Consider the following 14,853-nt stretch of genomic DNA (forward strand, 5'->3'; position numbering starts at 1 on the left):
CCCATGCCCGACATCCAAGACCTCGACCAATCCCCCCATCTGCCACGTCGGAACTGGGTGTCCATCGTGCTCGTGCTCGTGGTGCAGGCGCTTAATTCGTTCAGTGATAATTTTGTCAAAATGCTGCTGATCGCGCTGTCGATCATCATCGCCAAGGACTCGTGGGTGGGACGCCACATGGAGCTGTGGCTCGGGGCTATCTTTTCGTTGCCCTACATGATCTTCGCGCCGTTGGCCGGTTACTGGTCGGACCGTTTCTCGAAGCGCAATGTCATCATCTGGATGCAGGTGATGCAGATCTTTTGCTTCATCTGGCTGACGCTCGCGCTGTGGATGCAGCGCGTGCCCGGTTCGCTCGAAATCTGTCTTGTCGGATTCTTCCTCCTCGCCGTGCAGGCGGCGGTGCTTAGTCCCGCCAAAATGGGCGTGATGAAGGAGCTTGCTGGGTCTCGCCGCCTTGGCCGCGTGTCCGGCTGGTTGCAGGTGACCATGCTCGCCGGCATCCTTGGCGGCATGTGGGCCGGTGGCATCTGGTATGGCACCGAGTATGAAAAAACGGGTGATGCATGGATGTCCGCGCTGTGGCCGTTGATCATCATCAGCATCCTCGGCATTGGCGAGTTGTTTGCCTCGCTCGGCATTCAAAAGACTCCATCGCATCCCGAGGTTCACTGGCGCAAGTCGATGGCCTGGGAGCACTTCGAAAGCGTGAAGATCGTCTTCCGCCGCCGTTCGATCCGCCTCGCGGCGCTGGGGGTGACTTATTTCTGGTTCATCTCGAACGCGCTCAGCTTCATCCTCGTGACGCTGACCAAGGAGCTGCATCCCGACACCGGTCATGGCGATGGGCCCATGGAACTTGCCAAAGTCGCCGGCATTCTTGGCATCGGCGTCATCAGCGGCAGTTTTTTTGCCTCGCACATTAGTCGCAATCGCATCGAGATGGGCCTCATCCCCATCGGCGGCTTTGGCCTCGTTGCCGGTCTGCTCTGGTCCGGTCTGGCCACGCTCGGCAGCAGTTGGATGTACGCGGGCATCATCTTCACCGGCGCGGCGGGCGGTTGCTTCATGGTGCCGTTGTATGCCTTCGCCCAGGACAAGGCGGAGAAGCAGGAGAAGGCACGCATTCATGCCGGGATGAACCTGATGGACTGCCTTGGCACGCTGGTGGCCGTGGCCGTCGTCGCCTTGATGAAATGGGCGGGCTGGAGTTCCTCCACCCAGTTCATCGTGCTGGCCGTTCCCACCCTGGGCGCCGCACTCTACACCATGCGTTTGCTGCCGGAGGATCTGGTGCGTTTCCTCCTGCTGGCGGTCGTGCGCTTCATCTACAAGGTGAGGCCGGTGCATGCGGAGCGCGTGCCGCAGACTGGCGGTGTGCTGCTGCTTCCGAACCACGTCAGCTACATGGATGCTTTTCTGCTCGGCGCTGCCTGCCGCCGTCCGGTGCGCTTTGTCATGTGGGAGGCGCTGTACAACCTGCGCTGGACGAAGTGGCTCATGATCCTCGTCGGCACCGTGCCCATTTCCAACACACGCGCCAAGGACGCCATCCGCGCCGTCGCCGCCGCGCTGAAGGAGGGCGAGATCGTCGCTCTTTTCCCTGAGGGCCAGATCACCCGCCACGGCATGGTCAATGATCTGCGCAAAGGCTTCGAGCTCATGGCCCGCCAGGGCGATGCCCAGGTCGTGCCCGTCTATCTCGACGGTCTCTACGGCAGCATCTTCTCCTTTCAGGGCGGCAAGTTCTTTGCCAAGCGCCCCAAGCATCTGTTTGATCCCGTCGTGGTGCATTTCGGCACGCCGCTCGCCGCGCGTGAGGCCACCGCGCTGGTCGTGCGTCACGCCATGCTCGCCTTGAGCAGCACCGCCTTCCTCCAACGCAAAAGCTGGGCGAAGGCCGGGGACGATCTCGTCGCCTTTGCCAACGCGCTTCGTCTTGGCGAGGCGGAATGGTGCCGCAAAGGCGATGTCCTCCTCTGCCTGGAGCCTGAAGGCAGCCTCATCCACCGCACGCTCAAGGCGCTCACTCAGGTCATTCCAGGCACCCAATGCATCAGCGATGCGAGTGAGGCGAATGGCTGCCCCATCGTCGCCTTCGGCACCCGTGCCAGCCTTGGAAAGCTCACCGGCCAGGAACGTCTCGCCTTTTGCCTCGACAACGATTTCGCTCCACCGCCATCCACCACCGTGCTGCGCGGTTACATCGACGCCGCTAGCGGCATCCTCGCCGCTGCCGAAGTTCCCGACCCAGAAATGCCCGAAGGCGAGGAAGGTTTTCAGCTCGGCAAAAAAGCCGGTTCACTCGGCCGCCTGCTGCCCGGTTTAAACCTCGAAGCCACCGACAACGGCGTCCGCATCAGCGGCTTGATGCCGGGCAAAGACACGGTCGTGAACCTCGCGGGAGTGAAGCTTGATGAGCAGGGATTCCTGATGGTCGAAGCCGTTACTCCACCGCAAACAGCGCCTGGATGTCTGCCTGGGTGAGCTGGAGTTTGTCGGTGCGGCCGGTGAGGAGGCCTTCGACGAGGGCAGCTTTCTTTTGCTGCATTTTAACGATGCGCTCCTCGATGGTGCCTTCGCAGATGAGCTTGTGGACGAAGACGGGCTTTGTCTGGCCGATGCGGTGGGCGCGGTCGCTCGCCTGTGCTTCGGCGGCGGGATTCCACCAGGGGTCGTAGTGGATGACGGTGTCGGCGGCGGTGAGGTTCAGACCTGCGCCACCGGCTTTGAGGCTGATGAGGAAGACAGGCACGTTGCCCGTTTGGAACTCGCGAATCGGTGTCTCGCGATCCTTGGTGCTGCCGGTGAGTTTGACGAACTTGGTACCGTCTTTTTTGAGGCGGGCCTCAATGAGGGCCAGCATCTCGGTGAACTGTGAGAAGATCAAAATCCGGCGGCCTTCTTCGATCAGCTCGGGCAGCAGTTCATCCATCAAGAAGGCGGTTTTGGCGGATTCCTCGATGTTCTGGGCGCTCTCTTGTTTCAACAGGCGTGGATGGCAGCAGACCTGGCGGAGTTTGAGCAGCGCGTCGAGCACGACGATCTGCGAGCGATCCAAACCGTTCACGGCGATGGCCTCGCGCACGCGTTTGTCCATCGCGGCGCGGATGGTCTCGTACAAATCGGTCTGCGCCTTGCCAAGCTCGATGGTGTTGAGGATTTCGGTCTTCGGTGGCAGTTCCTTGGCCACAGCATCTTTTGTGCGGCGCAGCAGCAGTGGCTGAATGCGGGTGCTGAGCTGTTTTTGGCGTTCGGCATCGGCATCGCGCTCGATGGGATTGCGGTAATGCTGGCGGAAGGTGTCGGCGTCGCTGAGCAGGCCGGGCATGAGGAAGTTGTAGAGGCTCCACAGCTCGCCGAGGTGGTTTTCCATAGGCGTGCCGGTGAGACAGAGGCGATGTTTGGCCCTCAGGCCGCCGCAGACCTGCGCGGCGAGGCTTTTGGGGTTCTTGATGTTCTGCGCCTCATCCAGCGCGACGATGTGCCACTCCTGCGCCTGCATGACATCGACATCCCGCACGAGCAGCGGGTAGCTGGTGATGACGAGGTTGTATTGCTTCAAATGCTTGAAGTCACTTTTGCGTGACTGGCCGTGCAAAAGCAGCAGGCTGAGCGTGGGCGTGAATTTGATCGACTCGTTGATCCAGTTCCGCAAAACGCTCGTGGGTGCCACGATGAGGCAGGGATGCGTCATGCGGCCGCTTTCCTTCTCGATGAGGATGTGCGTGAGCGTTTGGATCGTTTTTCCGAGGCCCATGTCGTCGGCCAAAATGCCGTGCAGGCCGAACTCGCGCAGGAATTGCATCCACGACGCGCCTTCGAGCTGATAATCGCGCAGGCTGGCTTTCAGCGTCGCAGGCGGGTCGATGAGCGCGATGCGCTGGAAGCTGCCGAGACGCTGCGAAAGCGCCGAAAGCTCCTCCGGGGCGCGAATGGGCATTCCGTCGAGTGTGGCGAGTTGTGCGGCGCGGAGTTTATCGAGCTGGAGCTTGCCGTCTTTTCGCACAGGCCGCGTGGCGAGCAGCTCATCAAAGAAACGCAGCAGCACGAGCAGGCGCTCCGCAGGCACGGAGAGCACGTTGTCACTGTCGCCACCGAGCGAGAGCAGGAAACGCTGGTTGAGATTTTTCTCCAACACGGAGGCATTGAGCCCCTGGTCGATGCAATCGACGAGCAGCGGCACGAGCGAAAGCCGCCGGCCTTCGATCTCGACGCCGAGATCGAGCGCGAACCAGTCCTTGCCGCCTTGATCGCTCTGGAGATCACTGAACCACGCGTCCTCGCCCGCCTCGTGGATTTGGAAGCCGATGCCTTCCGGCACTTCGACCCGCCAGCCGGTCTCGCGCAGCTTCGTGACTTGGTCTTTGAGGAATTGCGCCCAGAACAACGCCTGATCACCCGAGACGGCCATGTAGCCGAGCGTGGATTCATCCGCCTTGGTTCCTGGCAATGCCTCGGCGAAGGGTTTGAAACCCAGCGCGGACAAATCGGTGAGCAGCAGCCGCTCGGAGCGCAGATTTCGCAACACGGTGTGCTGCTGGCCGCTTTCATCACTCCACTGATGCGCCGGGCTGCGAACGAGCATCTCAAAGCGGCGCGCGCAGCCCTCATACTCCACGCACGGTTGCGCGATGGCGATGCTGCGCGGCGTCCAGCCGCCAATACCGCGTTTTGCGGTGATCTGCGGCACCTCCACCGCGATGCGGCGCACCACGAGCACCGGCTTGGGCTCTGCCGGCGGCAGTTCGACGGTTTCAGGCGCTGGAGCATCGTGCTCCTCGGGCGCGGGCGAGGCTTTCTCCTGCACACGGGCCATTTTCTCAATGCGCTGGCGGCCTTCCTCGATGTCGAGCATCAGCATGAGCGCCGCGGCATGCTGGCAGAGCGTTCCCTGCACGCAGGTGCAGTGCGAGGTCATGGACAGCGAGCCATCGTCACGCAGCCGCAGATGTGCCGTGACCGACGCGGTGTTGAACAAACCGGTGCCGATGCCCGCGATGATCTCCACTTCGGTCTCCGCACAGACATTCACTCCGGCGAGGCCGATGTCGCCATGCTTGATCAACCGACCGCCTTCTTCGATCTGCTGCCGACGGAAAAGCCAGAGCCAAGATTTTGAGCGCACCTGCGCCCAGAGCTTGGGAAATGAGAAACCGCCGATGACCATGATGGCAGCGGCTCACAGCTCGATCTTCATCGGCGGCGGCGGGGCAAGTTTCAAAGCTGGGCCGTCTTCTTTCTCGCTGGGACCGTCCACCGGCAGGGCTTTGCGCACAGGGGTGCCGTCGTCATTGACGGGCCGGGCACGGGGAATGGCCTGCTCGGAAGCGTACGGATCCTCTCCGATGACGGTGAGGGCCTGCATGCGTATCGGCTCGATGTGAACCCACTTCGCGGCGTCGGCGATCATGGGCGCGGTCTCAATGCCAAACGTGTTCTGGTGCTGGAACTGGGCGATCTCATTGGGCAGTCCCTCGCCGGTGTGCGCCGGGCAGAAGCCTTCCAATGGCGTGCCTGGGCGGATGTATTCGAAGTAGGTGGCGCGCACGGATTTTTCCTTGCCCGCGGCATCCTTGACCTTCTCGTAGCAGTAGTCGGTGGCGCGCATGCCGCTGCGCTGGCAGATCTCCACACGCTCGGCGGTCTGTGGCGGAACGATCTCCTGAGGGGCGTAGCGCGCGGTGCTGGCGTTCATCATTTCCACCCAGGCGGGCAGCAGCACACGATTTGAGAAAGCGCCGGGGTAGATGGTCTTCTGCTTGTCAAAGCCCGTCCACACACCGCAGGTGATGCCGGAGGTGTAGCCAAGGAACCACAGGTCTTTGAATTCGTAATGCGTGCCGGTTTTGCCACCCGCGACATACTCTCCCAGCTTGTAGTCCGTGACCGCCGGGCTGCCTGTGCCACGGTGCAGGGCATCGACGAGGCAGGTGTGCGTCTGATACGCGGCGATGGGGTCCATGCTTTGCGTCGTCTGCAACTCGGTCTGCGCGATCTGGAAAACCACCTTGTCAGTGCTGTCGGTGATGCGCTGGATGAGGTTCAGCTTCTGCGGACGGTTGCCAAGCGTGGGGAAGTTGGAGTAGGCCAGGCACATCTCACTCAGGCGCGCCTCGCTGGCACCGAGAAAGGTGGAGGGGTAGTCCCGCATTTCGGAGGTGATGCCTGCTTTTTGCGCGACCTGCTTCACCATTGGCACCCCCACTCGTTCGCCAAGACGGACGGTGGCGGAGTTACGGCCCTGCACCAGCGCCTCGCGCGAGCTCATGGGTGCCTGCGACCATTTGGGGTCAGCCACTTCCGCCCCCCACTCACCCAGAATGCCGGTGAGACCGCCGATCATCACACGGCGGTTGTCTAGCGGTGCGTCATCGACCTTGGTGCCGGGATAGAGGCCCTGGCTGCTAAAAGCGGCGGCATAAACGAGCGGAGTGAAGGCCGTGCCGACCGGACGCACACCATCGGTGGCGCGGTTGAACTGACTGTCGCCAAAGTCACGCCCGCCCACCATCGCCAGGATGCTGCCGTCTTTGTTGTCGATCATCATGGCGGCTGACTGAAGGTATTCAGGCACCGGGCGCGGGGTGGTGGGATCGATCTCGCCGCGTTTCAGCCGGGCGCGGTAGTCGCTGATTATGGTGCGGAACTGGGCGAAAGTTTGATGCTGATAGCCTGGACGTTGTTCCACCTGCGCAATCTGTTTGTTCAGCGCGGTCTCGGCGGCCTTCTGCAGATCCTGGTCGATGCTGGTGTAAATTTGGAAGCCGCCGATGGAGGCGCGTTCCTCCCCCACGATTTCCACGACTTCACGGCGCACGGCGTCGAAGACGTAGCTGAGGCGCGGATCGCTGGTCTGTGGCGCGGTGATGAGCGGCTTGTTCTTCAGCCGGGCCGCATCCTCGTCCGAAAGTGTGCCCTCGGAGGCCATGCGCTCCAGCACATAGTTGCGCTCTTTCAGGGCGCGTTGCGGATTGCGCAGCGGTTGGATGTTGTTCGGGCTTTTGATGAGGCCGCAGATGGTGGAGGACTCTTCGATGGTCAGCTCCTTCACATCCTTGCCGAAATATCCGCGCGCCGCAGCCTGCACACCGTAGAAATTGAGGCCGAAAAAGATGCGGTTGAGGTACAATTCGAGAATCTCCGGCTTCGAGTAGTGCTTCTCGATGCGCTGGGCGATGAAAGCCTCCAGGATCTTGCGCTTGTAGCTCTTCTCCAAGAGCTGAAACGTCTGCCGGGCGAGCTGCTGAGTGATGGTGCTGGCCCCCTGGGTCACCTGGCCGGCGCTGAGGTTTTCCTTCATGGCACGGGCAAGGCCGATGTAATCCACGCCGTCATGCTTGAAGAAGCGGGAGTCTTCCTGCGCCACGAGCGCGTCGATGAAGTGCTGCGGCACATCGGTGATCGGCACGGGTGTGCGGTTGAGGACATAGAGGCGGGCCATTTCGTCGCCATTGCGGTCAAAGATGATGCTCGCGGACTCCAGTTTTTTGAGCTCCTCCAGGTCAAACTTCTCCGCATCCCGCCGCAAAGGGGCGACGATCACGCTATAAATGCCAAACGCGGCCACGATGCCGAGAATGAAGAGCGCCACCAACGCGCTGAACCAGCCGCGGCGGTAAAAGGGGAGTTTCAGGCCGGCCTCACCGCGCCAGTTGCGCTCAGGCTTCACATCGAGATCATCACGAAACATGGCGTAGGGGAAAGAATTGGGCCGGGAAACTACCCGCCCTTCACAAGCCGCGCCAGTTCTTTCCCGCGTCCCGCATGCCCTCCTTGCCTCAAATTCTCCGTGAGCAACTGCTCGCCGCCGGACCGCTGCCCTTCGCGCAGGTCATGCAACAGGCGCTTTATCATCCTGAGCATGGTTATTATGGTGCCGGGCCGAGACGAATTGGACGGCAAGGCGACTTCTTCACCAGTGTGAGCGTGGGGCCGTTGTTTGGCAGACTGCTGGCCCAGCAAGCCGTTCAGGAATGGCAGGCGCTCGGCGAACCGGAGGACTTCACGATTATTGAGCAGGGAGCGCATGACGGCCAGCTCGCCGAGGATGTTTTGAGCGCTCTGAAAGGTCGCCCTATCAAGTATCTCATCGTGGAGCCGAATCCGCGTTACCGGGAAGCCCAATCGAAGCGTCTTGGCGACCGCGTGCATTGGATCCGGAGCCTCGCCGAGCTGCAAACCGGTCCGAAACATGGCTTTTTCCTCTGCAACGAGCTGCCGGACGCTTTTCCCGTGCATCTCGTGCGCTGGGATGGCGGGCGCTGGCGTGAACTGCATGTGGATGCCACCTTCCAATTCGTTGAGGGTGATTTTTCATCGCCAGAACTCGCCGTGGAGGCCGAAAAACTGCCGACTGATCTTCAAACCGGCCATACCCTCGAAATCAACCTCGCCATGCTCGTCTGGATTCGTGAACTGGCCCAGGCCGCGTTTCGCGGAGCCATCTTCATCGCCGACTACGGCCTGGATGCGGAGGAGTTCTTCGCTGACTCACGCGCCAGCGGCACGATCCGCCGTTACCGCCAGCATCAGATGGATGGCAATGTTCTGGAAGACCTCGGCGAGTGTGATCTGACCACGCACATCAACTTCACGCGTTTGATGGAAGAAGCCTCCTGCCGGGGGCTCAAGCAGCGCGAGTACGATCTTCAAGGCCGTCTGCTGGGTCGGCTGGCGCTGCCATGGCTGAAAAGCCTCGAAGGGCAGGGCCTTGATGCCGCGACGATGCGTCAGTTCCAGTCGCTCACCCATCCGGCGTTTCTGGGCAGATCCTTCCGCTGTCTGGTGCTGGACAAGTCTTGAGAGTGATTTTGAAAGCAGGGTTGCAGGGGCTGCTTTGCCGGGTTTTTTGGAGCCTGCCTGGAACAACCGACAAAACTAATCTGCCACACCTGTATTGAATCAGGTGCCGCAGAGAAGTCTGCGAAAACGCCCCCAGACATTTCCCAACCCACCCGCCATGCCCATCCGTTCTCACGCCGAAATTTACGAGAAAGTTCCGACTTCGATTTTTCCTGATTCCGCCACGGCGGCCCGAACTCTGGCGCAGGAGGTGAAGCAACTCATCGAGGCGAAAAACCAGGCTGGAAAGCCCGCCGTGCTGGGCATGGCGACGGGCTCGACGCCCGTGCCTTTTTACCGTGAACTGATCCGCCTGCACAAGGAGGAGGGGCTGAGCTTCAAGAAAGTCATCACCTTCAATCTGGACGAGTATTATGGCCTGAGCGGGGATCATCCTGAAAGCTATGCAAGGTTCATGGCTGAGCAGTTGTTCGACCACATCGACATCCCAAAGGCGAACATCAATCTTCCCAGCGGAACGGTGCCCGGGGACCAGGTGTTCGTGCATTGCCGGCAGTATGAGGAGAAAATCCAAAGCGTGGGCGGCATTGATCTGCAGATTCTCGGCATCGGCCGAACCGGCCACATCGGCTTCAATGAGCCGGGATCGAGCCGTGACTCGCTCACGCGCCGCATCACGCTGGACCGCGTGACGCGTCAGGATGCGGCGAGTGATTTCCGGGGCGAGCAAAATGTGCCGCACTTTGCCATCACCATGGGGGTGGGCACGATTCTGCGCGCAAAGAAACTCGTGCTCATGGCCTGGGGAGACAACAAGGCCACGATGGTGGCAAAAGCGATCGAAGGACCGATGACGGAGGCGGTTTCGGCCTCGTTCCTGCAAGACCATCCCGACGCGAGGTTTTTCATCGACAACGGTGCCTCGCGTGAGCTCACACGCATCAAGCTGCCCTGGTTGGTCGGACCGGCCTCCTGGACGCCGCGTGAGACGCGCCGCGCGATGGTGTGGCAGGCGTTTAAGACCAAGCGGCCGATTTTGAAGCTCATTGACGAGGATTACAACGAGCACGGCCTTTCTGATCTCCTTTCTGAACAAGGACCGGCCTATCAACTCAACATCCGTATCTTCAACCAGCTCCAGCACACGATCACAGGCTGGCCGGGTGGCAAACCGGATGAAGATGACACTTACCGCCCGGAACGTGCCCGCCCGTATCCGAAGCGCTGTCTCGTTTTCAGTGCGGAGCCGCAGGACGCGGTGGTGGGCATGGGCGGAACGATCGACCGCCTGATTGAGCAAGGACACGACGTGCGCCTGATTTCGCTGACCTCCGGCAGCTTGCGCGTGCCAGACAGCGAGGCGGACAAATTCGCCGGCACATTGCTGGAACTGGCCTCGAACGCCGTCCACCCCGAGGTCTGGAGCCCGCAGGTGGAATATGCGCGCGAGGCACTGGCGTTGCTGGAAGAGAAGGGGGAGTTTGGCGAGGATCCGCCGCTCCTGCGCCAGCTCAAGGCGCTCATCCTGCGCGGCGAGCTGCGTGACGCGGCGCATACGCTTGGCGTTTCCGCCGAACATGTCGTCTTTGCGGATCTTCCTTTCTATGAGGAAGGACGCTACCGCCGTTTCAAAAGCACCCAGGCAGACATCGACGCGATGACGCGGCTGCTGCAGGATCACAAACCGCACCAAATCTACATCACGGGCGACTCGGCAGATCCTTCCAGCGTGGCCGGCATTTGCTTCCGCCTGCTTGTTGCGGCGCTTCAGGCCTGCGCGGGCGAGGAATTCGCCGGTTCATGCAGTGTGTGGCTGTATCGCGGCAAGGAGCGTCCGCTGGAGCCGCATGAGATCGACATGGCGATTCCGATGAGCCCGTTGCAGCTCGAACGGAAAGCAAACGCGATCTCCCGCTACGGTGCTTTGTCATCCTTGGAAAAAGAGGCGCCGGAGACCAGCCGGGAAAACGCACGGCTCTATGATTCACTCGGTCTGGCCGAGTACGAGGCCATTGAGTCCTTTCAGCGCTGGCGGCGGGCATGAATAAGGCCCGATGAGGGCTTGCATCAGGCTTTCGCTAGCTGGGCTTCGCGGTAGCTGCATTTACCCAATCGCATCAGTTCATCGCAGTGCGCCTCGATGCGCATGCTCTTCATGCTGGGCTGAAAGCCGAGCCTGCGGGTGATACAGTCGTGCAGCAGGGCGGTGTGATCGTCCTCAAACTCCACCACACGGTCACAATCCAGGCAGATGAGATGGTTGTGCTGCGGCTTATCGAGGAAATTGGGGTCGTAATAAGTCTGGTCACGGCCGAGATCGACCTCCCGCAGCAGACCGCACTCCACTAGAAGGGTCAGGGTACGGTAAACGGTGGCCCGAGACACAGTGCTGTCGAGTTTTCGGGCTTTTTCGAGTAATTCCTCGGCTTTGAAATGATCGTCGGTGGCAAACGCAGCTTCGACAATGACATCGCGCTGCTTGGTACGTCGCAGCCCCTGGCTGGCGAGATGGGCCTCCAAGCGTTGAATGATACGTTCGTCCATGAATCGCCGAGGTTAGACAAGTCTGGCACCCGGCGCAAGGCAGTGCTCCAACCTTGATGGGCATTTTCTCTGATTTTTAAGCCGAGATCGTGCGAACTGTTCTGATAATTGGCAAATGTCAGAAAAACTAAGTCGCTTATAAGCAACATTTTAACACGAACTCAGCTCAGGCGTTTTGCGAGGGAAAAAAGGCCGAGATGACATTCAATCTGAAGCAACTATTCAAATAAATGTGAAAAAATTATGGATTTTATTGTTAATATTGTTAAAATTACATCAATTGCCTGATTCCACACATGCCTTTACCTTTTTCATTCTCGACACAACGCCATAGTCCTGAGGGCCACACGCCTGACATGACTGGCGCTACATCTGCGTCTGAAATGATCATGCAGCAGGCACCTGGGCACATCAGCACCGAGCCCCTGCTGGGAACGCCGGGCAACACCTTTTCTCCTCCTGTGCTCGAAAACGCTCCTCACACTGGAGGGGAGCAGCAGAGGCAAGTGCGGAACTTTTTGCCGCCTGCTCCATCCCCCAACCAGCGTTTGGAATCAGATGCCGAGTTTTCACGCCCGCCAGCGCTGATAGCGGAGACGTTGCAATTGGCTCCTCCGCCGGTGCAGGCACCTTCACGCTCCGTGTCTCAGCCGACCCAGGAATGGGCGGTCCAGATCGAGCAGTTGCGCAACGACATCTTCAGCATCGCCATGAACGTGAGCGCCTTGAACGACCGGATCGACCGTCTCGATACGCGTGGAGCACAGGTTGCCGGTCTCGCCACCCTCCGTGGCGAGATTGAGACATGGCTGGAAAACCATCTCAACGCGGCCGTGGAGCAATGCATGCACCGCATCATCAGCCGCACAGCGCCGCCTGCCTCCGGCTCAGTCAATTAAACCCGCCCAAGCTTCGTCCACCACTCCACCCACCACATCATGAACTCCCTGCGACTGCGCATTCTCTTCCCCCTCTGGCTGTTCGGCTTCCTGCCGGCCATGGGTGCCACACGCCTGATGGGCCATTCTCTGGACTGGTTCTTCGGCATCTCGGGCGTCCTGCTCGGCGGAGGTGTTTTCCTGGGGGCTTATCTTATTTCCGGCTGGCTGCTCAAGCCGACCACGGCTGTCATGAAGGGGACCACGGCGGTGCTCCGCGGCGTGCCGCCGGACGCCCATTCCGCCGAGTGGCTGCCCTCCGACTTCTGGAAGCTGCGCTGTGACATCAACATGATCTTCGCCAAGCAGCGCCAGGCGCTCAACGCCGCCGAGCAGCACGCCTGCCAGACCGCCCAGCGCCTCCTCAATGCCGAGCGTCTCCTGCGCGAGGCATTCACCGCTCTTCAAGGCCTCTTTGCCGCCAGCGACGAAGGCGTGCTCGTCGTCGATGCGCAGGGAGCTATCATCGCTTCCAATGCCAAGCTGGACGACTTCCTCGGCAAGCCGGTGGAAGAACTGGCCGGTCGTGATGCCACCCGCCTGCTCTCAGCTCTGGTGGAACGTTTCCAGGAAAAGGCCGTCATCACCGCCTGGATCGAAAAAACCGCCTCCAGCATCGAGGCCCAGGACGAAACACCGCCGCTCGTCGCCAACGACAGCCGCGTCTTCTCCCTGCGCTCCAACCCCATGCGAACGGATGCCGGCGAGATCATCGGCCGCATCTGGATCGTGAAGGACCGCTCCGCCATGCGTGTGCTGGAGACCCAGCTCCGCGAATCCCAGAAGATGGGCACCATCGGCCAGCTCGCCGGCGGCATCGCTCACGACTTCAACAACCTCCTCACCGCCATCCGTGGCAATCTGACGCTCGCCGAGCTCACTCCGGCCACCAATCAGGCGGGGGTGCGTGACAAGCTGCAAAACGCCAACCACGCCACCACCCGCGCCGCCGAGCTGGTCAAATCCCTCCTCGGTTACTCCCGCCGCAGCAACGGCACCAGCATTCGCAAGACGACCAATCTCAAGCGCCTTCTGGCCGATGTGCAGAACCTCCTCAAGCACAGCGTTGATCCCCGCGTCACCATCCAGATGCGCGGCGGCATGGACGCCTCCTACGTCACCGCAGACGCCACCCAGATCGAGCAGGTCATGCTCAATCTCTGCCTCAATGCCCGCGACGCGTTGCCCGCTGACAAAGGTGTCATCGAGATCGCTGTCGAAAATGTCACTCATCAGAAGCCTTCCGCGACGGGCGCTCCGGCCGAGGCCTCCGACTTCGTCATGCTCGTCGTGCGTGACAATGGTCACGGCATCTCCGAAGAGCATCGTGGGCGCATTTTTGAGCCCTTCTTCACCACCAAGTCATCCACCACCGGCACCGGCCTCGGCCTTTCCACCGCCCAGGACATCGTGCGCGAGCACGGCGGCTGGGTCGAGTTCGACAGCGAGGTTGGGCGCGGCAGCGAGTTTCGCGTCTTCCTTCCGCGTGTGCTCAATCCTGAGCAGGTCGATGACGAAGGCCCCGTCGATAACGGCCCCACTGTCAACGCCCCTGCCGGTGCCCAGACCACCATTCTTGTCGTCGATGATGAGGCCCCGGTGCGCTCCATCGCCATGAACATGCTCGGCTTCCTCGGCTACCGCGTGCTGGAGGCCGGCGACGGCCAGCAGGCGCTCGACATTCTCCTGCGCAGCGGTGAGAAAATCGACGCCGTGCTGCTCGACATCTACATGCCGAAGCTCTCCGGCCGCGACACGTTCAAGGAACTCCGCGCCGTCGGCAATGACGTGCCTGTCGTCGTCTGCAGCGGCTTCGTCATCGACCCCGACGAGTTCATGATCCTCAGCCAGGGCCATCCGCCGCCCGTGGACATCATGCTGAAGCCCTACTCTCTCGACGGCCTCAGCAAAGCCCTCGCCAAAGCCGTGCAGAAGCCGCAGGACCGTGAACCCACCTTCGACCTCACCGCCAGTCGCGCCCAAATGGCGCAGGCTCCGATGCTGGTCTCCTGAGTTGCTGGAGCATGATGGGTGAAGCGGGTAGCGCGATCTTGCGGTGAACTCGAGTTTGTAATCTGCCATCAAGCCGTGCTCTTTGTCCTGATGCCGGATGGAGGCGGCAAAATGATCGAAGAAAGGCGGGCCATTACCGAGGCAGGGACCTCGCCGGGCTTGAAGGTGACGTAGCGGGGCTCGATGCCGATCAGCCCAAACCACGGCTTGCCCACGCATAGAGACGTGGCTCCTGGTCCGGCTTGCTGATGGCCGCGAGTCAGTCTTGCCTCGTAAAGCAGTGTGTCCCAATCCAGGCGGCGCGAGTAATCATGCAGAAGCGCGAAAACTTGCGCGGCGGAGGCGTGTTTTATTCCTCGCCCTTGAGAATCTGCAACAGCGAGCGGTGGTCGAGTTGCGTGAGCTGGAACCACCCGAAGTGCAGGCACAGCAGTCCGATCCCCACACCGCCGAGGAGGCCGCCGATGTGCGCCCAGTAGGCGATGTGATCCCCGCCTGAAACGACGCCCCAGACATCGAAAGCGAACCAGAACAGGATGATGACCCAGGCAGG

8 protein-coding genes and 1 pseudogene are annotated in these 14,853 nt (G+C 61.0%); 5 read left to right on the forward strand and 4 right to left on the reverse strand.

All coding sequences use genetic code 11. The features are described from left to right. The first annotated feature begins 3 nt into the window (after nucleotides 1-3). On the forward strand, nucleotides 4-2,487 hold the full coding sequence (locus ACILSI_RS15650; protein ID WP_395722832.1) for an MFS transporter: 2,484 nt from the start codon (nucleotides 4-6) through the stop codon (nucleotides 2,485-2,487). Here the strand turns inward: ACILSI_RS15650 and ACILSI_RS15655 are convergent. Together ACILSI_RS15655 and ACILSI_RS15660 are read right to left on the reverse strand one after the other, a co-directional pair. Beyond that, entirely contained in the window at nucleotides 2,447-5,170 is a 2,724-nt protein-coding gene (locus ACILSI_RS15655; protein WP_395722833.1) for a DEAD/DEAH box helicase, read from the reverse strand. The genes ACILSI_RS15650 and ACILSI_RS15655 overlap by 41 nt on opposite strands. A gap of 12 nt (nucleotides 5,171-5,182) precedes the next feature. Then, the gene (locus tag ACILSI_RS15660) at nucleotides 5,183-7,693 is read right to left on the reverse strand and encodes a transglycosylase domain-containing protein (RefSeq protein WP_395722834.1); all 2,511 of its coding nucleotides are present in this window, start codon (nucleotides 7,691-7,693) and stop codon (nucleotides 5,183-5,185) included. Nucleotides 7,694-7,767: 74 nt separating this feature from the next. Here ACILSI_RS15660 and ACILSI_RS15665 point away from each other — a divergent pair, with 74 nt between their 5' ends. Continuing rightward, complete coding sequence (locus ACILSI_RS15665) at nucleotides 7,768-8,805, forward strand: class I SAM-dependent methyltransferase (RefSeq protein ID WP_395722835.1); 1,038 nt, start codon at nucleotides 7,768-7,770, stop codon at nucleotides 8,803-8,805. A 157-nt stretch (nucleotides 8,806-8,962) separates the two neighbouring features. Then, nucleotides 8,963-10,849, forward strand: coding sequence for a glucosamine-6-phosphate deaminase (gene nagB / locus ACILSI_RS15670; protein WP_395722836.1), 1,887 nt, complete (start codon nucleotides 8,963-8,965; stop codon nucleotides 10,847-10,849). 23 nt (nucleotides 10,850-10,872) lie between these two features. Here the strand turns inward: nagB and ACILSI_RS15675 are convergent, their stop codons facing one another. After that, entirely contained in the window at nucleotides 10,873-11,349 is a 477-nt protein-coding gene (locus tag ACILSI_RS15675; protein ID WP_395722837.1) for a Fur family transcriptional regulator, read from the reverse strand. A gap of 389 nt (nucleotides 11,350-11,738) precedes the next feature. Between ACILSI_RS15675 and ACILSI_RS15680 the strand changes: the two genes are divergently transcribed. Beyond that, the gene (locus ACILSI_RS15680) at nucleotides 11,739-12,248 is read left to right on the forward strand and encodes a hypothetical protein (protein ID WP_395722838.1); all 510 of its coding nucleotides are present in this window, start codon (nucleotides 11,739-11,741) and stop codon (nucleotides 12,246-12,248) included. A 39-nt stretch (nucleotides 12,249-12,287) separates the two neighbouring features. Continuing rightward, nucleotides 12,288-14,300, forward strand: coding sequence for an ATP-binding protein (locus ACILSI_RS15685; protein ID WP_395722839.1), 2,013 nt, complete (start codon nucleotides 12,288-12,290; stop codon nucleotides 14,298-14,300). A gap of 349 nt (nucleotides 14,301-14,649) precedes the next feature. On the opposite strand, the pseudogene ACILSI_RS15690 reads toward ACILSI_RS15685, so the two are convergent. Next, nucleotides 14,650-14,853 (reverse strand): annotated as a pseudogene (locus ACILSI_RS15690) (rhomboid family intramembrane serine protease); the annotation flags it as partial.

It is taken from the genome of Prosthecobacter sp., from assembly GCF_044232965.1.
GTDB lineage: Bacteria > Verrucomicrobiota > Verrucomicrobiia > Verrucomicrobiales > Verrucomicrobiaceae > Prosthecobacter.